23 protein-coding genes and 2 other annotated features are annotated in these 25,151 nt (G+C 32.3%); of the genes, 18 read left to right on the forward strand and 5 right to left on the reverse strand.

Annotated features, from left to right (window positions below; genetic code table 11):
- Positions 1 to 4 precede the first annotated feature (4 nt).
- Positions 5 to 904 (reverse strand): hypothetical protein, encoded by a 900-nt coding sequence (locus B5D15_RS04615; RefSeq protein ID WP_078695945.1) that lies wholly within the window; start codon positions 902 to 904, stop codon positions 5 to 7.
- Positions 905 to 1,079: 175 nt separating this feature from the next.
- Between B5D15_RS04615 and B5D15_RS04620 the strand changes: the two genes are divergently transcribed.
- Positions 1,080 to 2,342 (forward strand): ABC transporter substrate-binding protein, encoded by a 1,263-nt coding sequence (locus B5D15_RS04620; protein ID WP_078695946.1) that lies wholly within the window; start codon positions 1,080 to 1,082, stop codon positions 2,340 to 2,342.
- A 12-nt stretch (positions 2,343 to 2,354) separates the two neighbouring features.
- Here the strand turns inward: B5D15_RS04620 and perR are convergent, their stop codons facing one another.
- Positions 2,355 to 2,771 (reverse strand): transcriptional regulator PerR, encoded by a 417-nt coding sequence (perR, locus tag B5D15_RS04625; RefSeq protein ID WP_078695947.1) that lies wholly within the window; start codon positions 2,769 to 2,771, stop codon positions 2,355 to 2,357.
- Between the two features lie 87 nt (positions 2,772 to 2,858).
- Positions 2,859 to 3,674, reverse strand: a complete 816-nt coding sequence (gene yjbM, locus B5D15_RS04630; RefSeq protein ID WP_078695948.1) for a GTP diphosphokinase — start codon at positions 3,672 to 3,674, stop codon at positions 2,859 to 2,861.
- Between the two features lie 453 nt (positions 3,675 to 4,127).
- Between yjbM and B5D15_RS04635 the strand changes: the two genes are divergently transcribed.
- The 5 genes from B5D15_RS04635 to B5D15_RS04655 all read left to right on the forward strand — a co-directional run bounded on the left by B5D15_RS04635 (position 4,128) and on the right by B5D15_RS04655 (position 8,801).
- Positions 4,128 to 5,297 (forward strand): ABC transporter substrate-binding protein, encoded by a 1,170-nt coding sequence (locus B5D15_RS04635; protein ID WP_078695949.1) that lies wholly within the window; start codon positions 4,128 to 4,130, stop codon positions 5,295 to 5,297.
- 73 nt (positions 5,298 to 5,370) lie between these two features.
- A complete protein-coding gene (locus B5D15_RS04640; RefSeq protein WP_078695950.1) occupies positions 5,371 to 6,264 on the forward strand; it encodes a branched-chain amino acid ABC transporter permease in 894 nt (297 codons plus the stop codon).
- A 2-nt stretch (positions 6,265 to 6,266) separates the two neighbouring features.
- Positions 6,267 to 7,328, forward strand: coding sequence for a branched-chain amino acid ABC transporter permease (locus B5D15_RS04645; protein ID WP_078695951.1), 1,062 nt, complete (start codon positions 6,267 to 6,269; stop codon positions 7,326 to 7,328).
- Positions 7,325 to 8,095, forward strand: coding sequence for an ABC transporter ATP-binding protein (locus B5D15_RS04650; protein ID WP_078695952.1), 771 nt, complete (start codon positions 7,325 to 7,327; stop codon positions 8,093 to 8,095). The genes B5D15_RS04645 and B5D15_RS04650 overlap by 4 nt, the downstream gene beginning before the upstream one ends.
- Positions 8,088 to 8,801, forward strand: coding sequence for an ABC transporter ATP-binding protein (locus B5D15_RS04655; protein ID WP_078695953.1), 714 nt, complete (start codon positions 8,088 to 8,090; stop codon positions 8,799 to 8,801). The genes B5D15_RS04650 and B5D15_RS04655 overlap by 8 nt, the downstream gene beginning before the upstream one ends.
- Positions 8,802 to 8,824: 23 nt before the next feature.
- Here B5D15_RS04655 and argS read toward each other — a convergent pair whose 3' ends face one another.
- A complete protein-coding gene (argS, locus tag B5D15_RS04660; RefSeq protein WP_078695954.1) occupies positions 8,825 to 10,516 on the reverse strand; it encodes an arginine--tRNA ligase in 1,692 nt (563 codons plus the stop codon).
- 70 nt (positions 10,517 to 10,586) lie between these two features.
- Positions 10,587 to 10,793: a binding site (T-box leader), on the reverse strand.
- Between the two features lie 130 nt (positions 10,794 to 10,923).
- Here argS and B5D15_RS04665 point away from each other — a divergent pair.
- The 3 genes from B5D15_RS04665 to iadA all read left to right on the forward strand — a co-directional run bounded on the left by B5D15_RS04665 (position 10,924) and on the right by iadA (position 15,891).
- Positions 10,924 to 12,945: a sigma-54 interaction domain-containing protein gene (locus tag B5D15_RS04665; protein ID WP_078695955.1), complete on the forward strand. Its 2,022-nt coding sequence runs from the start codon at positions 10,924 to 10,926 to the stop codon at positions 12,943 to 12,945.
- Positions 12,946 to 13,097: 152 nt separating this feature from the next.
- A complete protein-coding gene (yfcC, locus tag B5D15_RS04670) occupies positions 13,098 to 14,645 on the forward strand; it encodes a putative basic amino acid antiporter YfcC (RefSeq protein ID WP_078695956.1) in 1,548 nt (515 codons plus the stop codon).
- A 61-nt stretch (positions 14,646 to 14,706) separates the two neighbouring features.
- The gene (gene iadA / locus B5D15_RS04675; RefSeq protein ID WP_078695957.1) at positions 14,707 to 15,891 is read left to right on the forward strand and encodes a beta-aspartyl-peptidase; all 1,185 of its coding nucleotides are present in this window, start codon (positions 14,707 to 14,709) and stop codon (positions 15,889 to 15,891) included.
- Positions 15,892 to 15,908: 17 nt separating this feature from the next.
- Here iadA and B5D15_RS04680 read toward each other — a convergent pair whose 3' ends face one another.
- Positions 15,909 to 17,063 (reverse strand): aminotransferase class V-fold PLP-dependent enzyme, encoded by a 1,155-nt coding sequence (locus B5D15_RS04680; protein WP_078695958.1) that lies wholly within the window; start codon positions 17,061 to 17,063, stop codon positions 15,909 to 15,911.
- A 151-nt stretch (positions 17,064 to 17,214) separates the two neighbouring features.
- Here B5D15_RS04680 and B5D15_RS04685 point away from each other — a divergent pair, with 151 nt between their 5' ends.
- The 9 genes from B5D15_RS04685 (at position 17,215) to B5D15_RS04725 (ending at position 25,049) form a co-directional block, all read left to right on the forward strand.
- On the forward strand, positions 17,215 to 17,937 hold the full coding sequence (locus B5D15_RS04685; RefSeq protein WP_078695959.1) for a gamma-glutamyl-gamma-aminobutyrate hydrolase family protein: 723 nt from the start codon (positions 17,215 to 17,217) through the stop codon (positions 17,935 to 17,937).
- Between the two features lie 37 nt (positions 17,938 to 17,974).
- Positions 17,975 to 18,922, forward strand: coding sequence for a 2-hydroxyacid dehydrogenase (locus B5D15_RS04690; RefSeq protein WP_078695960.1), 948 nt, complete (start codon positions 17,975 to 17,977; stop codon positions 18,920 to 18,922).
- Positions 18,923 to 18,996: 74 nt separating this feature from the next.
- Positions 18,997 to 19,244 (forward strand) — a binding site (T-box leader).
- Between the two features lie 75 nt (positions 19,245 to 19,319).
- The gene (gene asnA / locus B5D15_RS04695; protein ID WP_078695961.1) at positions 19,320 to 20,342 is read left to right on the forward strand and encodes an aspartate--ammonia ligase; all 1,023 of its coding nucleotides are present in this window, start codon (positions 19,320 to 19,322) and stop codon (positions 20,340 to 20,342) included.
- Positions 20,343 to 20,540: 198 nt separating this feature from the next.
- Positions 20,541 to 20,909, forward strand: coding sequence for a DRTGG domain-containing protein (locus B5D15_RS04700; RefSeq protein WP_078695962.1), 369 nt, complete (start codon positions 20,541 to 20,543; stop codon positions 20,907 to 20,909).
- Positions 20,891 to 21,319, forward strand: a complete 429-nt coding sequence (locus B5D15_RS04705) for an ATP-binding protein (RefSeq protein ID WP_078695963.1) — start codon at positions 20,891 to 20,893, stop codon at positions 21,317 to 21,319. Before B5D15_RS04700 ends, B5D15_RS04705 begins: the two co-directional genes overlap by 19 nt.
- Positions 21,320 to 21,328: 9 nt before the next feature.
- Positions 21,329 to 22,573: a [Fe-Fe] hydrogenase large subunit C-terminal domain-containing protein gene (locus tag B5D15_RS15685; RefSeq protein ID WP_078695964.1), complete on the forward strand. Its 1,245-nt coding sequence runs from the start codon at positions 21,329 to 21,331 to the stop codon at positions 22,571 to 22,573.
- Position 22,574: 1 nt separating this feature from the next.
- Positions 22,575 to 22,907 (forward strand): AraC family transcriptional regulator, encoded by a 333-nt coding sequence (locus B5D15_RS04715; RefSeq protein ID WP_078695965.1) that lies wholly within the window; start codon positions 22,575 to 22,577, stop codon positions 22,905 to 22,907.
- 1 nt (position 22,908) lies between these two features.
- Complete coding sequence (locus B5D15_RS04720) at positions 22,909 to 23,613, forward strand: PHP domain-containing protein (protein WP_078695966.1); 705 nt, start codon at positions 22,909 to 22,911, stop codon at positions 23,611 to 23,613.
- A gap of 92 nt (positions 23,614 to 23,705) precedes the next feature.
- Positions 23,706 to 25,049 carry a hypothetical protein gene (locus tag B5D15_RS04725; protein WP_078695967.1) on the forward strand — a complete coding sequence of 448 codons (1,344 nt, stop codon included), beginning with the start codon at positions 23,706 to 23,708 and terminating at the stop codon, positions 25,047 to 25,049.
- Positions 25,050 to 25,151 lie beyond the last annotated feature (102 nt).

Here is a 25,151-nt window from a genome sequence, read left to right on the forward strand (position 1 = left end):
AAACTTACTTTATTTTATCAAGCTGAGTAATTCTGTATTCAGGATTTTTATTATCATATTTCATAAGAGAGAATCTTGCCTTATAAGTTAATGTTTCTTTTTCACCATTTAAAGAATTTGCTGTTCTTATTACATAAATGCATTCTGAAGGTATATTGTATTTAGTATACTTTGCCTCAATCAGCCGAGCATCGAGAAATGAACCCTTAGTAATTTTTGATATTAGTTTATTTTCAATATTTACATTGCAGGTTTCGATTTCTTCCTTTTGAATAAAAGTTATTAATGAGGATAGAGTATCCCTTCCTAATGTAAAAGCTGTTGGAACTATTTGTGGCGATAGTTTTCCAGATTTTGCGGCAAGGAATTTAAATTCGATACTGCTATTTTTATTATTTCCTAAAGCGATTATGTTTGATTTATCCTCAGGAGATTTTATCAATCCAAAAATTGAGTATCTGCCTGATGCAAGCTTTTCAGCCTTTCCATCAATACATCTGAAAATATGAATTATAGGCCCTTTTTCGTCGGATGATTGCAGAATTATTTCTGAATTCTTATCGCTATTAACGTCTAAAATGGATACCTTCATAGGCCAGTAGTTTGAATAATATCCTAAGGATTTTATAGTAGAGTCAGGTTCAAGGCTGTACCCATTTCCATCGCTTGATATAACATCAACAACATATTTACCTGTTTTTTCATCAACATTAACAATAATAGAGTCGTTTTTTCCATCATTATTGACATCTGCATATATTGTATTTTTTGAAGGATTTAGAGTGTTTAAAGTTTGCCTTGTTTTATAACTTATCAAAAGTACAGCAGCTATTATTAAAATTATTAGTATTATTGCAGCTGATATGAGTTGCTTCTTCTTGAATATATATACTTTTAATTTCATTATTTCACCTCCATTAAATTATATGATTGATTATAAAAAAATATTTGTGGAAAAATAAAATTACTTAAATCTGTTAAAAGAAGATACTTAAAAAATAAAAATAAAAGTGAATTTGGTTTAAAAATGTTATATAATAGTTAATAATCTAAATTAATGAAAAATATGGAGGAATATTATGAAAAAATACGTTTCAGTAATTACAGCTGTTATACTTTTTAGCTGCTTTATCTTCTCTGGCTGTTCTAAAGAAAATAAAGAGAAAGATAAGGGTGAAAAAAAGACTATAAAGGTTGCTGTTATGTATGACAAAAAAAATCAGGGAGGGGCCTATGAAGAAATAGCAAAGGAATTTGAGAAGAATAATGAGGATACTAAAGTAGAAATAGTTTATGATTTTAATGATGAAAATAAAGTGAGAGAAACAATATTCGAAAAAGGGGATATAGACATAGTCGGCATTAAAAGAAATGAGGTTATAGAATTTGCAAAATCAGGACAGCTTTTAGATATTACAGATTTTATAGATGAAAAGGAATTAAGTAAAAAGCTATATAAGATTTGTGTATCCTATGGTAAATATAATGGCAAATATTATGGAATTGGCGATATGCCAATGTCTATTGAATGGTTCTACAATGACAGCATGTTTAAAAAATATAACTTAAATGAACCGGAAGATATTAAACAGTTAATTGATATATCAAATAAACTAAAATCTAAAAAAATTACACCAATAGGAATTGGGGCAATGGATGGCTGGACACTTTCGCTTTTGTTTGGATACATATCAGCTCAAACAACAGGTATAGAGACATTGACATCAAATTATGGTTCTGATGTAAAATCCTATGAAAAAACACCCAATATAAGCAATGCATTCAGCATTTTTGGCAAGATAGCTTATTATTGTATACCTAAAGACAGCATTGATATAAATTATAAAAAAAGTATTGAAGAATTTGTAACTGGCAAGTCTGCTATACTTCCTGCTGGTTCGTGGGCATTAGAAGCGATTGAGCAGTTAAAACCGGCAGGCTTTACATATCAGGTTTTCGAAAAACCAGTAAATATGACTCAGCAGGCAGTATCAAAATACAGTGCCTCTGCGGGTCAGGTTTTGGTAATTCCTTCAAAAAGCAAGAATGCTGAAGCAGCAAAAAAATTCATGGAGTTTTTATTCAGCGAAGATGCACAAAAAATATTTGTAAATAAAGGATATATAGCATCATTAAAATCAGTAAATTCAAGTGAAGATTCAGTAAAAAGACGCATATTAATGCATCTTGATGAATCTGATGATAATTCAATACTAATAATCGATAATATGGAACCTAAGATATCAGAAGCTGTAACAAATGTACTTCAAGACATAATCGAAGATAGAATTCAGCCTGTAGAGGCTTGGAAAAGAGCTTTAAAAACAGCTTTTAAACAATAAAAGGGAAGGATTTTACCTTCCCTTTTTACATTCAGAACATATACCATAAAAATAAAGTTTATAGCTTAAAACATCATAATCAGTATAACTTAAAACATCCTTTTTTAAATTATCAAAGTTAGTGTTTTCTATATCATCTACTTTACCGCAGTTAAGGCATATTATGTGAGGATGGATATCAACATTTGCATCATATCTAAAATTATCTTCACCAACATTAAGCTCTTGTACTAAATTCAATTCTATAAGGGTTTTTAATGTTTTATATACAGTAGCAAGACTCATGGTAGGATAATCTTGCTTCAATTCGTTATAAATCATTTCTGCTGAAGGATGAGTTTTTACAGATTTTAAAAATTTATATATAGCATATCTTTGAGGTGTAAGTTTTAAATTTTTATCTTTAAATATATCATTTATTTTATTCATATACAACCATCCTAATTTATAATTTTTATTATTAAATAGTTTACAGCAATAAATCATTATTGTCAAAGATTATATTTTTATTGATTCTTAATCTAATTGAAAAAGATTAAGTCTGCAAAATTGTACTTTTTCATTAGATTCGTCTAATAGAGCTTTAAGTTCAGCCATGTCTCCGTCCTCTAAAAGTTTATTAAATTTATCCTGCAAATCTGTAGATTCAGAAACCTTTCCTAAAGAGTAAAGAGTAATTATATTATCGAGTATATCGGAAATTATGCTTGATTTTATTTCAAACATCTTTTGAGCTTCTATTATTTCTTCTTTAATTGCCGACATTTCTTGGTCTAATAAAAATGCCAATTCAGCAGATTTTTTTAAACGTTCTTTAATATTTTCAGGTATACTTTGTTTATATTTATAATTTAAAGAGTGTTCTGCAGTAGCCCAAAAATTCATAGCAAGAGTACGTATCTGTATCTCGGCAAGTATTTCAACTTCTCCTTCCGTTGTTTGAAGGGGATATTTAATTATAATATGATAACTTCTGTATCCGCTTTCCTTTTTATTTTTAACGTAATCCTTTTCATATACAATTCTTAAATCCTTCCCATCCCTTTGATGTATAATTTGTACTACCTTATAGATATCTTCAACGAACTGGCACATAATTCTAATACCTGCTATGTCCTCCATTTCCTCTGATATCCTATTTAAAGGTATATCTAATTTTTTTGCTTTTTCTAATATGCTTGATATTTCTTTTACCCTTCCTGTAACGAATTCTATAGGTGAGTATTCACTCTTGCTTCTGTATTGCTTTCGTATACTTTTAAATTTTACTTTTAGTTCTTCAACAGCCTGTTCGTAAGGGATTAAAAATTCCTTCCAATCTTTAACTAGCATTTCCCCCACGCTCCTTTCCAAATTCAATTTTATCAAATAAAATAGCTTTTTTAAATATCAAATGTTTAAACTTTTTTCTTTATGAGAGCAATATGTATGCTGTACAAAAACATTGAGAAACAAATATATTAATAAATATAAAAATAAATGAATAATATTGCGTTTTGTGCAAATAATGAGAGCTTCTTATCTGCGAAATGATATGCAACTAAATAAGAATATGATATTCAGAATAAGAATATATAAGTATAAATAACAAAAAAAATAGAAAAAAAACATAATAAACATTTCAAAATACAGAATATTAAGACATGTTAAAAAATAAAAATAGCTATTGATAATAGTTTTGATGCATAGTATAATTTTTAAAAATACATAGAATTGTTATTGTTACGGAAAACATTATTGATGTTATGTCCGTAAAATAAAAACATTTTTAAGGAGGAATGGAAATTGAAAAAAATTGCGACTCTATTGGCCATTATTTTGACTATTTCAACATTATTTGCTGGATGCAGCAAAAAAGAACAACAGACTTCAAGCAGCAATTCTAATTCCGACGTTATTAAAATAGGAGTTTTTGAACCTATGACTGGTGCAAATGCTGCTGGAGGAGCTCTTGAAATTGAAGGAATTAAACTTGCAAACGAATTATATCCAGAAGTTCTTGGCAAAAAGGTAGAGCTTGTTCTTGTTGATAATAAATCGGACAAGGTTGAAGCTGCAAATGCTGCAGCAAGGTTGACACAAAAGGAAAAAGTTACAGTAATACTTGGAAGCTGGGGAAGCTCTCTTTCTATGGCTGCTGGTGATATCGTAAGAAAGGCTCAGATTCCTGCAATAGGTACTTCTTGTACAAACCCCCTTGTTACAAAAGGAAATGATTATTATTTCAGAGTATGTTTTATAGATCCATTCCAAGGAACTGTTATGGCAAACTATGCTTATTCAAAACTTGGAGCTAAAAAAGCTGCAATAGTTCAAGAGGTTTCAAACGATTATGCTGTAGGCCTTGCAAAATTCTTTACTGATTCTTTTAAAGAGCTTACAGGAGATCCAAACTGCATTGTTGCAGTTTCTAACTACAATACAGGCGACCAGGATTTTTCAGCTCAGCTTACAAATATAAAATCTGCAAATCCAGATGTTATATTTGCACCTGGTAATTTTACAGAATCTGCACTTTTAATTAAGCAGGCAAGACAGCTTGGTATAAAGGCTCCATTTATAGGTGGAGACACATGGGAAACACCTGAATTTGTAACAATAGGAAAGGAAGCTGTTGAAGGGGCTACATTCTCAACATTCTTTACCTCTGAGAAACCAATAACTAAGGAATCAGAAAAGTTCCTTGAAGCTTTTAGAAAGAAATATAATCACGAACCAGCTGCTGTTGCAGCTCTTGGATATGATGCGTATATCCTTGCTCTTGATGCTATTAAAAGAGCTGGAACAACAGATTCCGTAAAGGTTAGAGATGAAATAGCAAAGACAAAGGATTTTGAAGGTGCAGCAGGAAAGATATCCCTCGATGAGAATGGTGATGCTGTAAAGAATGCAGTTATAAAAACTGTTAAAGAAGGTAAATTTACTTATCTTGATACAATTGAACCTAAAAAGTAAAATTAACAAAAAATACGCTTCCTCTTAAAGGGAGGAAGCGTATTTTTAAATAAAATATTCAGGTGGTGAGCTTATGACTTTAGAACTTTTCCTACAGCATTTTGCTAATGGTATATCCCTTGGAAGTTTATATGCTCTTATAGCAATAGGTTATACCATGGTATACGGGATTTTAAGATTAATCAACTTTGCTCATGGAGATATATTTATGATGGCAACCTATTTTGCATTCTTTGGAGTTTTAACATTTAATATGCCATGGTATATTTCCTTTATAGTTGCAATAATATTAACGGGACTTTTAGGTATTGGCGTTGAAAAGGCAGCATACAGACCTTTGAGGAATTCACCTAAAATATCAATTCTTATTTCAGCAATAGGAGTTTCCTATCTGCTTGAAAATTTATCTATTGTTCTATTCGATGGAAGACCCAAACCCTTTCCAACCCCTAATATATTTGCTGATGTTATAAATATTGGGAATATATCAATCCAGAGATTAACTTTTATTATACCTGTTGTAACTATAATACTTTTATTTTTGCTGCTATTCCTTGTTAATAATACTAAAAGTGGTATGGCCATGAGAGCTGTATCAAAGGATCAGGAAACTGCACAGCTGATGGGAGTTGATGTTAACAGCACGATATCTTTTACCTTTGGTATAGGTTCTATGCTTGCGGCAATAGGAGGACTTATGTGGGCATTGAAATTCCCTCAGATTCAGCCTCTTATGGGAGTTATGCCAGGACTTAAATGTTTTATTGCTGCGGTTATAGGAGGAATTGGTAATATAAAAGGAGCAGTTATAGGAGGATTCTTGCTTGGTATAGGTGAGATTTTGCTCGTTGCTTTTCTTCCAAGTTTATCAGGCTATAGGGATGCCTTTGCTTTTATACTTCTTATTCTAATCCTTCTTTTTAAGCCTACAGGCATAATGGGAGAAAAAATTGCGGAGAAGGTGTAACTATGAAAAGAAAAAAGTATAATATAATATTTTCTGTTATTTTAATTATTCTTTTGTTTGTAATTTTATATTTTGCGAAATTATATCTCGATGATTATAAATCAAGAATATTAAATCTTTGTGCTATATATACTATCTTGGGACTTAGTTTAAACCTTATTAACGGTTTTACTGGATTGTTTTCTTTAGGACATGCTGGTTTCATGGCAATAGGGGCTTATACTACGGCACTTTTAACTATGCCAATTCCTATAAAGGAGCAAAACTTTTTTATGGCACCTTTAATATCTCCACTTGACAAGATAGTTTGGCCCTTTTTACCCTCACTTATTTTAGGAGGTATATTGGCTGCCTTTGTAGCTTTTTTAATAGGTGCTCCAGTTTTAAGGCTTAAAGGAGATTACCTTGCGATTGCCACATTGGGTTTTTCTGAAATAATAAGAGTTATTTTCACTAATACTCAAAGACTTACTAATGGAGCTTTGGGATTAAAAGGGATACCTAATACGACTAATTTATTTTGGAGTTTTGGAATAGCTGTTATAACTTTGATTGTTATGATTTTGCTTATTAACAGCAGTTACGGAAGGGCCTTTAAAGCTATAAGGGAGGATGAAATTGCGGCAGAAAATATGGGAATAAACCTTTTTAAACATAAAATTCTTGCCTTTACTATAGGTGCCTTTTTTGCAGGAATAGGAGGAGGGCTTCTTGGAAATTTAATAGGTGCAATTGACCCTCTAATGTTTAGATTTTTTCTAACATATAACATCCTTCTTATAATTGTTCTTGGAGGTATGGGAAGTATAACAGGAACTGTTATTTCAGCTTTCATAATAACGATTTCCATGGAAGCTTTAAGATTTCTTGATGAAAGTATAAACCTTGGATTTTTTACGATTAGAGGAATTCCGGGGCTTAGAATGGTTGTATTTTCAGTGCTTTTAATGATGGTTATTTTGTTTTTTAGGAATGGACTTATGGGAAATAAAGAAATTACCTTAGATATTTTAGCAAATAAATTATCGAAGAAGCCTCTTACCAAAGGAGGTGTTAAGCGATGAATATGTTAAGGACCGAAAATATAACCATGAAATTCGGAGGAGTAACCGCAGTAAAGGATTTTAGTTTAAACATTGATAAAGGTGAAATAGTAGCTCTTATTGGACCTAATGGCGCTGGAAAAACAACTGTTTTTAATATGATAACGGGAGTATATAAGCCAACAAGCGGTAAAATATTTTTAAAGGATAAGGATATAACAGGATATAGACCTGATAAAATAACTTCCTTTGGAATAGCAAGGACATTTCAGAATATAAGGCTTTTTAAAGAGCTTAGCGTTCTTGATAATGTTCTTATTGCAAATCATTTAAGAATAAAATCTAATTTTATTGAAGCTATTGTTAGGCTGCCTAAATATAATAGAGAAGAAAGAGAAATGCATGAAAAATCTATAGAACTTATTAAAAGGGTGGGGCTTTTGGATGTAATTCATGAGAAATCTTCTTCTCTTCCCTATGGTAAGCAGAGAAGGCTTGAAATTGCAAGAGCTCTTGCAACTAATCCGAGCATACTGCTCCTTGATGAACCTGCAGCAGGCATGAATCCTAAAGAGACAGAAGACTTAACAGAATTTATTAAGGAAATAAGAGATGAATTTGATTTAACTATCTTTATGATTGAACATCACATGCAGGTTGTAATGGGAATATCCGATAGAATTTATGTGCTCGATTATGGTGTAACTATAGCCGAAGGAAATCCAAATGAAATACAAAACAATCCTAAGGTAATCGAGGCTTACTTGGGGGTGAGTGAAGATGCTTAATGTTGAAAATCTTGTAGTATGCTATGGAGGAATTGAGGCTTTAAAGGGAATAGATTTTAATGTTGAGGAAGGCAAAATAGTTACTCTGATAGGAGCTAACGGAGCTGGGAAAAGTACTACTTTGAAATCTATTGTAGGTCTTGTAAAACCTAAAAACGGTAAAATTAGTTATTTGAATAAAAATTTATTAAATGTTGAAACAAAAAACATGGTAAAGGAAGGTATAGTACTCGTTCCAGAAGGAAGAAGAGTATTTCCTGATCTCACTGTTTTAGAAAATCTTAAAATAGGTGCTTTTGTGAGAAAAGATGAAAACAAAATTAAAGAAGATTTAGAGTGGGTTTATAGTCTGTTTCCAAGGCTCAAAGAAAGAACCTGGCAGCTTGCAGGAACGCTCTCCGGAGGAGAACAGCAGATGCTTGCTGTTGGAAGAGCACTAATGGCAAGGCCTAAACTTATGATGATGGATGAACCTTCTCTTGGACTTGCTCCTTTAATCGTTAAGGAGATATTTGAAATAATAAAGGAAATAAATAAACAGGGAGTAACAATACTGCTTATTGAACAGAATGCTAATGCAGCACTTCATATTGCTGATTATGCATATGTTCTTGAAACGGGAAAAATCACAATGCAGGGAAAAGGAAAAGAACTTTTAGAAGACGAGAATGTAAAAAAGGCATATCTTGGACAAAACACAAAATAAAAGAGCCAAATAATGGCTCTTTTTTACATCTTTTCAACAACATCGATTCCAAGAAGTGAAAGTCCGTTTTTAAGGACTATTGTAGTAGCTTCTACAAGTTTTAATCTTGCTGCCTTAAGGCCCTCATCTTCACAGGATATAATTGAATATTGGTTATAAAATTTGTTAAATGCTTTTGCAACGTCTATAATATATCGAGTAAGCATTGAAGGTTCATATTTGCTTATTGCTGATAGAATGGCTTCATTAAATGCAGCAATTAATTTAACAAGTTCAAACTCTTCTGTTGAGTTTAGTTTGCTAAAATCTGCCTGTGATTTGAAACCTTCTGCCTTCCTTAAAATGCTCTTTCCGCGAGCATAGGTATATTGAACATAAGGACCGGTTTCTCCATCGAAGTTTAACATATCATCAAAGCTGAACATTATATCCCTTTCGCGGTTGTTTTTTAAGTATGCAAATACTACAGCGCCTATACCAACTTTCTTTGCAACATCTTCTTTGTTTTCAAGATTAGTATTTTTTTGTTCTATAAGCTCTAATGTTCTTGATACTGCTTCGTTTAATAAATCTTCAAGGAATATTACATCACCTTTTCTTGTAGAGAGCTTTTTATCTGCAAATTTAACAAGCCCAAAACCTACATGTACGCAGTCGTTTGCCCAATCATGTCCCATTAGCTTTAGAGTTGTAAATATCTGCTTAAAATGGAGGGCTTGAGGAGAGCCGACTACATAAATGTTTTTGTAAAAATCATAGGTGTTTTTTCTATATATTGCTGCCGCAAGGTCTCTTGTTGCGTATATTGTAGCGCCATCAGATTTTTTAATTATGCATGGAGGTATATTGTATTCATCAAGGTTAACAACGAGTGCTCCGTTGCTTTCTGTAAGAAGTCCTTTAATCTCTATTTCATCCACTACAGCATCCATTTTATCGCTGTAAAAACTTTCTCCAGCTAAAGAATCGAATTTAATGTTGAGCATATCGTAAATTTTATTAAATTCCTTAAGACTTAAATCCTTCATTCTCTGCCAAAGCTCAGTTTCTTCTTTACAGCCATCTTCAAGATTCTTAAAATGCATTCTTGCAAGATCCTCGAGCGATGGATCCTTTTCTGCCTCATCGTGAAATTTTACATAGATTCTTAAAAGTTCATTTATAGGTTCTTTTTCAAGTGCTTCTTCATCAACCCATCTTTTATATGCAACTATAAGTTTACCGAATTGTGTTCCCCAATCTCCGAGATGATTTACCCCTATAGTGTTATACCCCTGAGATTTCATCATTTTATATAATGCATTTCCAACTGCAGTTGAATATAGATGACCTACATGGAAAGGCTTTGCAATGTTTGGAGAGGAATATTCAACTACTACGTTTTTGCCGCTTCCTATATCCGATGAACCATATTTTTCATTTTGCGATAGAGCCATCTCAAGTACATGTTTAGTATAGGAGTTTTTGTCTATAAAAAAGTTAAGATATCCTCCCATGCTTTCTACTTTTTCAAGATAGTCTTTGCTTATGCTTTCTTTTAGTTCCTGAGATATTAAGTTTGGAGCCTTTCTCATAGTTTTAGCAAGTTGAAAACATGGAAAAGCATAATCTCCCATTTCTGGCTTTGGAGGAATTTCAAGAAGCTTTTCTATGTTCTCTATTCCCATATTTGTTTTTTCATTGATTTTTTCTGCGATTATTTTTTTGTAATTCATTATTTTACCTCCTTTTGTATATAGATGAAATTCTTAATTATCCTTTTAATAAAAATAAAAACCGTCTCAGCAAAGAGACGGTTTGACCGCGGTACCACTCTAATTGGCAGTTGCCCACTCATTTTTTAACCCTATCAGGGACTTACCATACTAATGCTTTGCACTTTCCGGCAGCGTCTTAAAGGCTCTATTCCCAAAGCTAAAACTACAGAGCTTCCACCATCCTCTGCTCGCTTAAAGTTATCACTAAGGTACTTTCCCTTATCATCGACTTTTTCTATTAATTTTTTTATATTATACAATAACTTAAAAAATAATTCAATTATGAATTATATTTAATGAATAAAAAGGATTAAAGAAAAAATAGGAGAATTATAATAATAAAATTATTTTCAGCAGGTGATAGTATGAAAAAAACCCTTGCATTAATTACAGGAACAGATAATACACTTGTTACACTAAAGGAACAGCTTGAGAATTATATAGGAGACATTTTGAGCATAAAGGCATTTGCAACGGATGAAGGAATTAATGAAACTATTAATGCAGATCTTGTTATAATTTCTACTTCTCTTATTTATGAAGAGGCAATAAAACATGTAGGCAAAACCTCAAAAGTAATTATAGGAAGAAGAGTTTTAAATTATAGCAAGATAGAAAAGATTTTATCTATACCGTATAAAGAGGATGTACTTTTTGTTAATGATTGTATGGAAACTGCTTATGATTGTATAGAATGCTTTGAAAAATTAGGACTTAATCATATTAATTATATTCCTTTTTATCCGGGGTGCAAGCTTAGCAAAAAAGTAAAATATGCCATAACCCCTGGAGAGAAAAATATAGTACCAAAGGGAATTGAAAATGTAATCGATATAGGACCAAGGCTAATAGATATGACAACAATTGCAGAAATATTGAAAGAATTCAACCTTCTTGATGACAAATGGGAAAGCATATCTTCAAAATATATGAGTAAAATAATAGAGCTTGCTAAAAAGCTTGCTTTAATATCGAATGAAATGACCAAAGCATATAATCATATAGTATCTGTTATGGACGGAGTTAGAGATGGGATTCTTGCAATTGATAATGAGGGAATAATTACAGCTTTTAATGAAAATTTAAAATGTCTTCTTGGAATAAGGCATGGAAATATCATAGGCAAAAATATAAGACAAATAATTAATGATTTTAATTTAAGAGAATTTATACTTAACGGCAAGGAAGATACATCAAAAATTATAAAAATTAAGGAAAGCGAGTTTGTTTTAACTAAATTTTCATTAAAAGAAGATAGAATAACCGTAATTACTTTCAAAAGCGTAAAGGATACTATTGAGTTAGAAAAGAAATATAGATATGAACTTTATTCAAGGGGATATTATGCGAAATATACATTTGATGATATAGTTGGTGTAAGTAAAGAAATAAATAACATAAAAGATATTGCGAAAAAGCTTTCGTTATCAGATTTGTCTATTCTTATAGAAGGAGAGAGCGGTACAGGGAAAGAATTATTTGCATCTGCGGTACATAATTATTCTGCAAGAAAAAACAAGCCCTTTGTTGCTGTAAATTTTTCTTCTCTTCCAGAAAGTCTTGTTGAAAGTGAGCTTTTTGGCTATGAAGAAGGAGCCTTTACTGGTGCTTTAAAAGGTGGGAAAATGGGTTTTTTTGAACAAGCTAATGGAGGTACGATTTTTCTTGACGAAATTGGAGATGTATCCCTAAAAGTTCAATCGAGGCTTCTTAGAGTTCTGCAGGAAAAGGAAGTAATGAGGATAGGAGGAAACAGAATTATCCCTATAGATGTACGAGTAATAGCTGCAACAAATCAAAATTTAACTGAACTTGTTAAAAAAGGTTTGTTTAGAATGGACTTATATCATAGGCTTAAGGTACTTTATATAAATATTCCTCCTTTAAGGAAACGTCCTGAAGATGTTATAGCTTTAATTAAATATTTTTTATGTGAAAGAGGATTAGAGGATATTGAAATTGATGATGAAGTTTTAAAAAAGCTTTGCAGCATGCAATGGACCGGAAATGTAAGAGAACTTAGAAATACAATAGATTATATTATTGCAGTATGTGATAAAAAAAATATATGTATAAATGATTTGCCTCAGGATAGTTTCTTTAATGGTTTAGAAGCCGTAGAAGATAAGGAATATTCTGATATTGAAGTAAGAGGAGATTATAAATTTATATTAGAGAATATCTATGAAGTAATGAAGAAGGGTCAAAGAGCAACAAGACTATCTCTATCCAAATCTGCAAAGGAAAAAGGTTTTAATCTGACAGAACAAATGATAAGAAATCGTTTAGATGAACTTGAGAAACTTGGATTAATTAGTAAAACAAAAGGTAAAGGAGGAACGACTTTAACCTGCTTGGGAATTGAAAAGGTAAAACAAATGCTTTAATTGGGTTATATTGGGCTTTATAAAAGCCAATATAACCCAATTTTAATATAATATGCATCTAAATTGGTGTTATTTTGATAATTTTAAATAATCATATTTTGGCATGGGATTTGCTATTAATATAAGTAAATTTTATTAGAGGGGGAATAATAATGAGTGAACCGACAGTAAAAAAATCACCTTCGGCACAGACAGTTAAAAATAAGGAGGTAAAAGTGCCGCATACCTATACCATAATATTTTTTATAGTACTTATCTGCTGGCTTTTAACATTTATTGTACCTGTAGGAAAATTTGAGACTACAAAGGTTAAATATAACTATAAAGGTCAGGAAAAAACTAAGACAGTTGTTATAGCAGATTCGTTTCAATATGAGGTAGACAAACAAGGAAATGCAGTCAGAAAACCTGCAAGACTTTGGGGAACTGAAGATTTTGGCGGATATGGAATGTTAAACTATATGTTTGAAGGATTAGTAAGCGGTGACAAATGGGGTTCTGCAGTTGGAGTTGTAGCTTTTATACTTGTTATTGGAGGAGCTTTTGGTATCATTTTAAAAACTGGAGCTGTGGATTCAGGAATTTTATCAATGATTAAAAGAACAAAGACAAATGCTGCTGCAATAATTCCTATATTATTTGTACTATTTTCTCTTGGCGGTGCAGTATTTGGTATGTCTGAGGAAACCATACCCTTTGCTATGATAGTCATACCTCTTGTTATAGCCTTAGGATACGATGCAGTAGTAGGAGTATGTATAACCTATGTAGCGAGTCAAATAGGTTTTGCAACTTCTTGGATGAATCCCTTCAGCATTGCTGTAGCACAGGGCATTTCTGGAGTTCCAGTAATGTCAGGTGCAGGTTTTAGAATAGTTATGTGGATAATATGTACATCCGCAGGACTAATATATACTATGATGTATGCAAAGAAAATAAAAAAGGATCCTACAAAATCTCTTTCCTATGAAACAGATAAGTATTTTAGAGATGAATTTAAATCAAAGGAAGATATCAACTCTGAATTTAAATTAGGTCATAAATTAGTGCTTTTGACAGTAGGTATTGGAATAGTATGGATAATTTGGGGAGTAACAAAGAAAGGTTATTATATACCGGAAATTGCATCTCAATTCTTTGTAATGGGCCTTGTAGCTGGTATTATAGGCGTTATATTTAAGCTTAACAATATGACTGTTACTGATATGGCAAAAGCCTTTCAAAATGGAGCATCTGATTTAGTTGGTGCAGCTCTTGTAGTTGGTATGGCAAAGGGGATACTTGTTGTTATTGGAGGAACAAGTCCAACTGATTCCACAATATTAAATACTATACTGCATGGAATGGGAAGTGCGCTGAGAGGACTCCCAGGGGTTCTTTGTGCATGGGTAATGTATGTATTTCAATCTGTATTCAATTTCTTTGTTGTATCGGGATCAGGGCAGGCTGCAATTACAATGCCGATAATGGCTCCTTTATCTGACCTTGTTGGAGTTTCAAGACAGGTTGCATGTCTTGCGTTCCAGCTTGGAGATGGCTTTACTAATCTCATCGTACCAACATCAGCGTGTCTTATGGGGGTTTTAGGTGTAGCTAAAATAAATTGGGCTAAGTGGGCAAAGTGGCAGATTAAGATGCAGGGATTTTTATTTGCTCTCGGAACTGTTTTTATAATAATTGGTGTAATAATAAGATTTTAGTTAATGTATGGGCAGGTTTTTAACTTGCCCATACAAAATAAAACGGCGAGGAAGGGATAAAATGATAAAACTTATAAAAGGAGCAGAAATCTATACACCTGAATATATAGGAAAAGGCGATATACTAATTATAGGCGATAAAATTGGAGCGGTTTTTGAAAATATTAATATTGAAAAAATCCCTTTTATTGAATTTGAACAAATAAACGGAGAAGACAAGATTGCTGCACCAGGATTTATTGATTCCCATGTTCATATTCTCGGCGGAGGAGGAGAAGGAGGATATAAAACAAGAACTCCTGAAATAATGCTCTCTGATATCATAAGAGGAGGTATAACAACAGTTGTTGGATGCCTTGGTACTGATGGAGTAACAAGAAGCATGGAAGGGCTTCTTGCAAAGGCAAGAGGGCTTGAGGAGGAAGGAATAACTACATACATTTATACAGGCTCTTATAGAGTACCAGTAACAACTATTACAGGAAGTTTAATGAAGGATATTATATTGATTGACAAAGTAATTGGGGCAGGTGAAATAGCACTTTCCGACCACCGCTCATCGCAGCCGAGCATTGATGCTGTTACGCAGCTTGCTGCAGATGTTAGGGTTGGAGGAGTATTATCTGGAAAGGCTGGAGTTGTAAATTTCCACCTTGGAGATGGAGGCAGAATGCTAAGATACTTATATGAAATCGTTGAGAAGACTGAAATTCCATTTTCTCAATTTTTACCGACTCATATGAACAGAAATATTAAACTGTTTAATGAGGGAATTAAATATGCAAAGGCAGGAGGGTATATAGATTTTACAACAAGTTCTGACCCTGTATTTTGGGAAGAAGGAGAAGTAAAAGCAAGTAAAGCCCTTAGAATATGCTTAGATGAGGGAGTAGATATTAGCCATATAACCTTTACTTCTGACGGCCAGGGAAGCCTTCCTATGTTCAACGATAAAAAAGAGTTTATTGGTCTTGGAATAGGAAAGGTAACATCTCTTTATTATGAAATCAGGGATGCGGTGATTGAAGAAAAGGTACCCTTTGAAAAAGCTATAAAGGTTATAACTTCAAATATAGCAGCTATTTTGAAGCTTAAAAATAAGGGCAGGATAGATAAGGGGCTTGATGCAGACATTGTGCTTTTAGACAAAAACAGCCTTGAAATTGATACAGTAATATCAAAGGGGCAGATTATGATGAAGGATAAGGAAATTAAAGTTAGAGGAACCTTTGAAAATAAAATTTAAGGCAGGAGAAACCTGCCTTATAACATTTTAATGACTTTATTTATGCTCTCTATAGTATAGTCTATTTCTTCAAAGGTTGTAAAATATCCAGGGGAAAATCTTACTGTGCCCTTTGGAAATGTACCGAGGGTTTTATGTGCTGAAGGTGCACAGTGAAGTCCCACTCTTGTCATTATTCCAAATTCCCTATCAAGCGTAAAAGCCACTTCGGAATTATCTAAATTTACAAAATCGAGAGATATAGCGGCAGTCCTGCCTTCAACGCTGTTTAAACCAGAAAGCTTAATTCCATCTATGTTTTGAATACCATCTAAAAAACGTTTTGTAAGTTCCATTTCTTTTTGGTGAATTGAATCTATTCCTATTGATTTTATAAATTTTAATGAAGCGTTTAAACCAAATATATTAGGTATGTTTAAGGTTCCTGATTCAAACTTATCCGGCATATAGTCAGGCTGCTCTTCAGATTCGGATAAACTGCCTGTTCCCCCCTCTATAATCGGGTTTATTTCATTTACAATATCATCTTTTATAATAAATCCTCCAACGCCCTGGGGACCTAATAAGCCTTTGTGGCCTGTAAAGGCTAAAGCCGTAAGATTTAATTTATCAAAATCTATGTTGAGAACCCCTGCGCTTTGAGCAGAATCGAGGAAAAAATAAAGGCCATGCTTCCTGCATATATTTCCAATTTCTTCAATAGGCATTATCGTTCCGCATACATTTGAGGCATGAGTCATAACTATAAGTTTAGTGTTTGGTTTTATGTGTTTTTCTATATTAGAGGGATTTAATCTTCCATATATATCGCATTGTACCTTATCAAAAAAAATCCCTGATTTTGAAAGGGAAGTTAATGGGCGCATAACTGCATTATGCTCCATTGAAGATACGATAACGTGGTCTCCCTTTTTTAAAATTCCGCGAAGGAGCATATTAATGCTTTGGGTTATGTTCATAGTGAATACTACATTTAGAGGATTGCTGAACTTAAATAAATCGCAGATTAGCTCCCTTGTTTCATAAACCACATGTCCAGAAGTATAAGATGTTTGATATGTTCCCCTTCCAACATTTCCACCTATATTATCTATATAATCGCATATGAATTTTGATACATCAGGTGCTTTAGGGTAAGAGGTAGCGCTGTTATCAAGATACACCCTTTTCAATTTATCACTTCCTTTAATTTTTTATTAATTAAATTATTGTATGATTAAATCAAAAACCTTATAATTAATTTTAATAATATATGGAAATATATTATTATATATATATTTTATCATTTGCTTTATTTAAAAAGAAGTATTTGGAGGCGGTTTTATGGGAAAACCTTTTATTGGAATAACCAGCGATTACATGATATCTGAAAAGGGTATGTCCTTAGGGCAGGAGAGATACTTTGTTTCAAAGGAATTTATTGATGCGGTTATAGAAGCTGGCGGAGTCCCCGTAATTATTCCAATAATCAATAAGGAGGAGGATATACTTAAAATAATGGACTCCCTTGATGGAATAATTTTATCCGGAGGATTTGATGTTAATCCTATTTATTATGGAGAGGAGCCAAGCAAATATGTGGGATTTACATATACTCCGAGGGATTTATGCGAGCTTTTTATTGTAAAGGCGGCAATTGAAAAGGATATGCCTATTCTTGGAATAAGCAGGGGACAGCAGATTATGACAGTTGCTTTTGGAGGAAAGCTCTTTCAGGATTTGAGTGAAAATGAGTCTTCATATATTAACCATATGCAAAGGGCAAGCATAAACGATATAGGACACTATGTAGATATTCTTCCTAATACGAGATTATTTAAAATATTTGAAAACGAAAGGCTTCTTGTTAATAGTTTTCATCACCAAGCAGCAAAGACGGTGCCAAATAATTTTATTGTATCTGCTACATCTTCAGATGGCATTATAGAAGCAATTGAACATAAGACAAAGCCTATAATGGCAGTTCAGTGGCATCCTGAGATAATGATTAAAAAGCATCCTATAATGCTTAGAATATTTGAGGAGTTTATAAACTGGTGTAAATAAATTATTGATATAATTAATGTTTGTGTGGAGGGTAAAAATGAATGTATTTGTTACAAGAGTAATGTCAAAGGAATCTATAGAATATTTAAAACAGTATTTTAATGTTAAAATAAATGAAAAGGAAAAAACCCTTTCAAAAGAAGAATTATTAGAGAATGTATCTGATTGTGATGCAATTATGTGTCTTTTAACGGATATAATAGATAAAGATATTATTAAAAAGGCAGGCAGGACAAAAATTATTGCTAATTGTGCCGTAGGTTATAACAACATAGATGTTGAAGAAGCAAAAAAACATGGAATAGTTGTAACAAATACTCCAGATGTTTTAACGGATACAACTGCGGATTTAGCTTTCTCTCTTATATTAGGCGTTTCAAGGCGTATTGTAGAAGCTGACAGCTATACAAGAGCAGGACTTTTTAAAGAATGGGGACCGACGCTGTTTTTAGGACAGGACGTTGCAAATAAGACTCTTGGAATAATCGGGGCAGGACGTATAGGAAAAGCAGTTGCAAAAAGAGCTATAGGATTTAATATGAAAATATTATATACTAAGAGAAACAGAGATGAAACCTTTGAAAATGATACTTCTGCCAAATTCGTTGATTTAGATACTTTGCTTAAGGAATCAGACTTTATATCAATACATGTTCCTTTAAATAAGGGAACATATCATTTAATAGGGGAAAGAGAGCTAAGCCTCATGAAGAAAAGCGCAATACTTATAAATACATCGAGGGGACCTGTCGTTGATGAAGAAGCGCTCGCCTATGCATTAAAGTCAAGAAGAATATGGGGAGCTGGACTTGATGTATTTGAAAAAGAACCAGAAATTAATAAGGAACTTATAAAGCTGAGCAATGTTATTTTACTTCCGCATATTGGAAGTGCTACAATAGAAACAAGAGGAAAGATGGCAATGATGGCAGCACAAAACATAGTTGAAGTATTAAATGGAAGAGCTCCAATTAATCCTGTATAAAATTTTTGCAGAAAAAATAATTTTTGCTTGACAAGTATATTGAAGGTATGTATAATTATAAATAATTAATAAAGGCAAATACATTGAAGGGAAGAGTAAGTACAGAGGTAGTTATAGCGAGTTGATGACGGTGGAAGATCAACATGAGGGCTGTACCGAAGAACATCCCAGAGTATCTAACCGAAATCTTTTTGAGAGTAGGCTTAGACGGAGCCATACCGTTATAGAGTGGACAGTATCGAATATTTTATATTCCGTACTGATAGAGTGAGCCTTATGCTAATTTGGGTGGTACCGCGGAAACAAACCTTTCGTCCCTTGGATGGAAGGTTTTTTTTTATAAAAAATGCATGGCCGTGCAATTGTATAAATATAAAATTATAGGAGGATTTATAAAATGAGTGATATTGTAAAAAGTTTAATAATACCAGAAGGATATAAACCATTTCTTGATATAAGAGAGACAGAAATAGCTATAAAGAAAATTAAAGATTTTTTTCAGGCTGAACTATCTAAAAAATTAAACCTTACAAGAGTATCAGCACCTTTATTTGTAAGACCTGAGACAGGTATAAACGACAATCTAAATGGATATGAAAGGCCTGTATCCTTTGATGTTAAGGCAATAGATAGCAAAGATGTTGAAATAGTTCAATCCCTTGCAAAATGGAAAAGGATGGCTTTAAAAAGATATGGATTTAGCGTAGGAGAAGGACTTTACACTGATATGAATGCAATAAGAAGAGACGAAGATCTTGATAATCTTCATTCGGTTTATGTTGATCAGTGGGACTGGGAAAAGGTAATAAGAAAAGAAGATAGAACTGTGGATAAATTAAGGGAGATAGTTGAGGCCATTTACAGCGTATTTAAAGCAACTGAGGATTATGTAGCAAAACTTTATCCTCAATTTACAAAAATACTTCCAGAAAAAATAAGCTTTATAACTACTCAAGAGCTTGAAGATTTATATCCGGAATTTTCACCAAAAGAAAGAGAAAACATTATTGCAAAAGAAAAAGGTGCAGTATTTATTATGCAGATTGGCGCAGAGTTAAAGTCTGGAGAAAAGCATGATGGAAGGTCTCCGGATTACGATGATTGGACATTAAACGGAGATATAATATTTTGGAACCCTGTACTTGAAATCGCTTATGAATTATCATCGATGGGTATAAGAGTAGATGAGGACGCTCTAAAAAGGCAGCTTAAAATGAGCGGCTGCGAAGAAAGAAAAGAACTTGAATTCCATAGAATGCTTCTTGAAGGTCAGCTACCTTATACAGTTGGAGGTGGAATCGGTCAGTCAAGAATTTGCATGTACTTTTTAAGAAAAGCACATATAGGTGAAGTGCAAGCTGCTGTATGGCCGGATAAAATGATTGAAGAATGCGAGAAGAACAATATATTTTTACTATAGTTAAAAAATGTCTGCACATTTATTATTAGTGCAGGCATTTTTCTTCATAATCAATAACTAATTTTAATAAAGTAATAAAAATTGGAATAAATTACTTTCTATTTTAATAATATTTTGAAAAATTTTAACTTGAATTGACAGTATATAAAGATTATTATAATAATTATAAAAATAAATTTAAAAGTCGGGGGATAAATGATGAAACTTAAGGAAATAGTAAATTTGTTGGATGCAGAGGTATTATGCGGAAGAGAAAAACTTGATTATGAAGTAAATTTTGCATTTGGAAGCGATCTTATGAGTGATGTGTTATCTCTTGTAAACAAAGATACAATACTTTTGACAGGGCTTACAAATATACAAGCTGTAAGAACAGCAGAAATGATGGATATAAAATGTATAATTTATGTTCGAGGAAAAAGACCGGATGAGCAGGTTATAAAACTTGCGCAGGAAAAGGATATATGCCTTATTTCAACTAAACATATATTGTTTAATACATGTGGTATATTATATGTTAATGGTTTAAAAGGAGCTGAAATTAATAAATGCACGATGAATATATAAAGCTTCACTATGACGTTTTAAGCGGTGATTATATAAGGGGTGGTGAGGCCTCGAGCAGCTTAAAAAAAGCTTTAATGCAGCTTGGGATTAATAATAGTGTAATAAGGCGAGCCTGCGTGGGATGTTATGAAGCAGAAATGAATATTGTCATTCATAGTTTAGGAGGAGAAATAGAAGCCGTTATATATAAAGATAAAATTGAGATTACTGCAAAGGATAGGGGACCTGGAATAGAAAACATCAATCTTGCAATGCAGGAAGGCTATTCAACAGCGTCAGAGGAAGCAAGAGAGATGGGATTTGGAGGAGGAATGGGTCTTCCTAATATGAAAAGGAGCAGTAATAATTTTTATATAGAGTCAGTTTTAGGGGAATATACACTTATAAAAATGATAATTAATATTGATTAAGGTGATATAATGAAAGATATATTTCATTCAGTAAAGTTGATAGAAGAAAATTGCAAGGGCTGTACGAAATGTATGATAAATTGCCCTGTGGAGGCTGTAAGAGTAAAAAATTCTAAAGCTGTTATTTATACTGATAGATGCATTGACTGCGGAGAATGTATAAGAGTCTGCCCATATAATGCTCATGTTGCTGAGAAGGATGAAACTTTTAATATTGAAAATTTTAAAGTTAAAATAGCAATTCCTTCGGTAACGTTATATACTCAATTTGGAGATTATATTAATCCAGTGATTATCAATGAAGCTGTAAAAAGCCTTGGGTTTGATGAGGTTTATGATATAACCTATGCATGTGATATAGTATCTGAAATAACAAGAAAGGAAATATCAAAGGTTCCTAAACCAGCAATTTCACCATTTTGTCCAAGCATAGTGAGATTAATAAATGAAAGTTACCCTGAGCTTATGGAACATGTAGTAAAGGTTTTAACTCCAATAGAAGTTGCTGCTTATTTAATTAGAGATAAATATAGAAAGTTAGGCTATAATGATGAAGAGGTAGGAGTTATATTTTTGACTCCATGTGTCGGGTGGATAACGAAAATAAAAAATACTCAGCTTGATTCTAAGTCTCAAATAAATGGCTCTATTGCAATAAGCGATGTTTATTCAAAAATTATAAAGTTTATTAATAAAAATAATAAGAATATTGATGCGAATGAATCTGCATCTATGTCCTGTACAGGATTAAGATGGGCAACGACTGGGGGACAAAGCTTTTCTATGCATATTAAAGAGCATATAGAAGTAGATGGGGTTAAAAACGTTATAAGAGTGCTTGATGACATAGAAAAAGGAAAGTTTGATGATGTTGATTTTATTGAAGCCCATGCATGTACAGGGGGATGCCTTGGGGGCATACTTCTTGTAGATAATCCTTTTAATGCTAAAAGGATTATCAAGAAATATTGCGTACAATTAAATTTTACAAATCGATTTAATAGAATAAATGAAAAATATCAAAAGGATTTTTTAAGCGATGTTTATACAAAAGCCTCAAAAGGCCTCAGGCTTGCCGATGATTTTGAAAGCGCAGTAAAAAAAATGAAGTATATGAATGAAATAATAAATTTACTACCAGGTATAGATTGCGGACAATGCGGTTCACCTTCATGCAAAGCTTTTGCTGAAGATGTCGTTAGAGGATTTTCAACTCTTGATGAATGTATTATGCTGAAAAAAGGAGAGAAGTAAAATGAAAGTTAGTGATTTGGTAGAAAAATTAAATTTAAAGGTAGTTTCAGGATTTGGTGGTATAGAAAAAGAGGTTAAAGGAGTATATACCTGCGACCTTTTAAGCTGGGTAATGTCCCATGCAGTTAAAGGAAATGCCTGGATTACTGTTCAGGTTCATCCTAATATAATTGCTGTTGCATCTTTGCTTGAATTATCATGTATCATAATACCGGAAGATATAGAAATTGAAGATGTAACCTTAGAAAAATCAAATCAGGAAGCAATACCTGTAATTAAGTCGAGCATGAATTCCTATGAATTGTGTTTAAAATTAAGCCAAATAGGAGTTTGATATGCATATATATATTGACTTTCATATTCATACAGCACTATCCCCCTGCGGGGATAGCGATATGACACCAAATAATATTGTAAATATGGCTAAATTAAAAGGTCTTGATGCAATAGCTATAACAGATCATAACAGCTGTGAAAATGCAAAATCTTGTATTGAAGCGGGTAAAACTGCAGGAATTTTGGTGATTCCTGGCATGGAAATACAGACAAGAGAAGATGTACATGCACTATGCCTTTTTAGAAATATTGAATCGGCTATGACTTTTCAAGATTTAGTATATAATTCATTGCCGCAGTTGAAAAACAGACCAAATGTTTTTGGAGAACAAATATTATTTGACTGCAGAGATAATGTAATTGGTATAAACGATAGACTTCTTTTAACATCTTCAAATATATCTTTTAATGAGGCTTGTAATTTGGTTAAAAAATTAAATGGTGCATTTATTCCTGCGCATATAGATAGAAATTCTTTCAGTGTCATTTACAATCTTGGTTTTATTCCAGATAATCTCCCTATTAAGACAGTAGAATACAGTAAATATGAAGATTTAAAGAGATTGAAGGATTCTAAAATTATAAAACCTGACTACAGATTTATAAAATCCTCTGATGCTCATTATTTATGGGATATACTTGAAAGAGAGAGCTTTATTGATGTAGATGAGTTTACAGTATCTAATATTATAGATGTTTTATAAACAGCCTTTTGGCTGTTTTTTTATACACCATGATTAAAAATAACTTTTAATGTTAATAATTTAAAATAGAAAATATATAGGTGGTGTATAATATGACAGATAAAGAAAAACTGATTTCCTTTGAAAAATATATGAGAGATATTGGATACGATGATGAAACAATAAATTATAATATTAATGTCGTCAGGCTTTTGATAAATAATGTTTTGTTTTTCTTTCAAGAAACTCTCGAGACAATAGATAGTTATTGCTTTGAAGAATTCACAGATATGATTACACTAATTGATGCTGAGCTTGGAGGAAGAGATGGAATACCTAAAATGCTTGACGCCATGATGACATTAACAGAATTTCTGAAAATAAATAAATTCATAAAAGGCGGTAAAATAGCCTATTATAAAAGAATGTTTTCAGATATAGATTATTATCTTGATAAGTATGACAGAATGACAGGAAGAAAGGATGATTCTAAGGAATTTATAAAAGATATAACAACAAACAGGTTTGCATCTTTAGTAATCAAAGCTGTTGAGGATATAAATGTATATGATATTGAAACAATGGATTTAATCGACAGAATACTAAATGATGTTCCTTTAGGAAAGGAAAATGGTAGTGAAAATATATCGGTTTTAAAATCTATATTATGCAGTTTAAAGCTTCTTGAAGAAAAGAACAATGGTTTTGAAGCTACAAAAAAAGGAAGATGCCTCTCAAGATTATCAGCAGAAGAAAGATATGCTGCTATTTTATATCTACTTTTTTACAGTGCAGGCTGGAATATTGCAGATTCTAAAAGTTTTGATACTGATAATGATATAAAAGAGATTATCCCAATTTTTTCTTCAATTTTCAAAGATAAAAAAGAACTTACAGTTGATATAAGTGAAATGCTTAATATAAAAGAGGATGAAGTGCTGATTGAGATATCGAGCGATAGATTTAGAATTGCAAGAGCAGAATCCATTCCATACAGCAAATATTTTATTGATATTTGTTTGAAGGGCATGGGATTAATAGATATAGCTGAGACAGAAGATGGCAATTTTATTTATTCAACCAATGACTTTGGACAAAAAATTTTTAAAATAATGTATGAAGAGTGTATTTATGACATAAAAATAAAGCTTGATATAATAGGACTTGAGATTAGAAATAGAAAAGATTATGAGAGCATAGAAAAAAGGATAATTAAATTTATTATGACATATGGTGCGAACAGCATAATATGGGATTATTTTGGGCAAATACTTCTTTTAAAGAAAAACTTTGAATCGGCTTATACAGTGCTAAAATATGCTTATGAAAATTGTAATAAAAGGAGCAAGGTTTCAAAATCCATTTTATATCATTTAATTCTTTGCTGCAGGAAATTAAAACTTGACGAGGATGTAGAAATATATGAGAAAAAACTGCAAAGCCTGCAGAAAGCTTAAAGAGTTAGTAAAACCCATGTTACGCATTTTAACTAATCAGAGGAAGCCTCCACTTCTGTAAGTGGGGGCATTTCACATATAAGCTGTAACATGGGCTTAAAT

This window comes from Caloramator quimbayensis (assembly GCF_900167605.1).
In the GTDB taxonomy this organism is placed as follows: Bacteria; Bacillota; Clostridia; order Clostridiales; family Caloramatoraceae; genus Caloramator_B; species Caloramator_B quimbayensis.

What these genes read in the sequence shown, in the direction of transcription:
- B5D15_RS04700 (WP_078695962.1), top strand. Translation starts at nt 20,541, where the DNA reads ATGAAACTTAAGGAAATAGTAAATTTGTTGGATGCAGAGGTATTATGC.
- B5D15_RS04715 (WP_078695965.1), top strand. Translation starts at nt 22,575, where the DNA reads ATGAAAGTTAGTGATTTGGTAGAAAAATTAAATTTAAAGGTAGTTTCA.
- yfcC (WP_078695956.1), top strand. Translation starts at nt 13,098, where the DNA reads ATGAGTGAACCGACAGTAAAAAAATCACCTTCGGCACAGACAGTTAAA.
- B5D15_RS04655 (WP_078695953.1), top strand. Translation starts at nt 8,088, where the DNA reads ATGCTTAATGTTGAAAATCTTGTAGTATGCTATGGAGGAATTGAGGCT.
- B5D15_RS04720 (WP_078695966.1), top strand. Translation starts at nt 22,909, where the DNA reads ATGCATATATATATTGACTTTCATATTCATACAGCACTATCCCCCTGC.
- B5D15_RS04615 (WP_078695945.1), bottom strand. Translation starts at nt 904, where the DNA reads ATGAAATTAAAAGTATATATATTCAAGAAGAAGCAACTCATATCAGCT.
- asnA (WP_078695961.1), top strand. Translation starts at nt 19,320, where the DNA reads ATGAGTGATATTGTAAAAAGTTTAATAATACCAGAAGGATATAAACCA.
- B5D15_RS04690 (WP_078695960.1), top strand. Translation starts at nt 17,975, where the DNA reads ATGAATGTATTTGTTACAAGAGTAATGTCAAAGGAATCTATAGAATAT.
- B5D15_RS04640 (WP_078695950.1), top strand. Translation starts at nt 5,371, where the DNA reads ATGACTTTAGAACTTTTCCTACAGCATTTTGCTAATGGTATATCCCTT.
- argS (WP_078695954.1), bottom strand. Translation starts at nt 10,516, where the DNA reads ATGAATTACAAAAAAATAATCGCAGAAAAAATCAATGAAAAAACAAAT.
- B5D15_RS04685 (WP_078695959.1), top strand. Translation starts at nt 17,215, where the DNA reads ATGGGAAAACCTTTTATTGGAATAACCAGCGATTACATGATATCTGAA.
- B5D15_RS04620 (WP_078695946.1), top strand. Translation starts at nt 1,080, where the DNA reads ATGAAAAAATACGTTTCAGTAATTACAGCTGTTATACTTTTTAGCTGC.
- yjbM (WP_078695948.1), bottom strand. Translation starts at nt 3,674, where the DNA reads ATGCTAGTTAAAGATTGGAAGGAATTTTTAATCCCTTACGAACAGGCT.
- iadA (WP_078695957.1), top strand. Translation starts at nt 14,707, where the DNA reads ATGATAAAACTTATAAAAGGAGCAGAAATCTATACACCTGAATATATA.
- B5D15_RS04705 (WP_078695963.1), top strand. Translation starts at nt 20,891, where the DNA reads ATGCACGATGAATATATAAAGCTTCACTATGACGTTTTAAGCGGTGAT.
- perR (WP_078695947.1), bottom strand. Translation starts at nt 2,771, where the DNA reads ATGAATAAAATAAATGATATATTTAAAGATAAAAATTTAAAACTTACA.
- B5D15_RS04665 (WP_078695955.1), top strand. Translation starts at nt 10,924, where the DNA reads ATGAAAAAAACCCTTGCATTAATTACAGGAACAGATAATACACTTGTT.
- B5D15_RS15685 (WP_078695964.1), top strand. Translation starts at nt 21,329, where the DNA reads ATGAAAGATATATTTCATTCAGTAAAGTTGATAGAAGAAAATTGCAAG.
- B5D15_RS04725 (WP_078695967.1), top strand. Translation starts at nt 23,706, where the DNA reads ATGACAGATAAAGAAAAACTGATTTCCTTTGAAAAATATATGAGAGAT.
- B5D15_RS04645 (WP_078695951.1), top strand. Translation starts at nt 6,267, where the DNA reads ATGAAAAGAAAAAAGTATAATATAATATTTTCTGTTATTTTAATTATT.
- B5D15_RS04650 (WP_078695952.1), top strand. Translation starts at nt 7,325, where the DNA reads ATGAATATGTTAAGGACCGAAAATATAACCATGAAATTCGGAGGAGTA.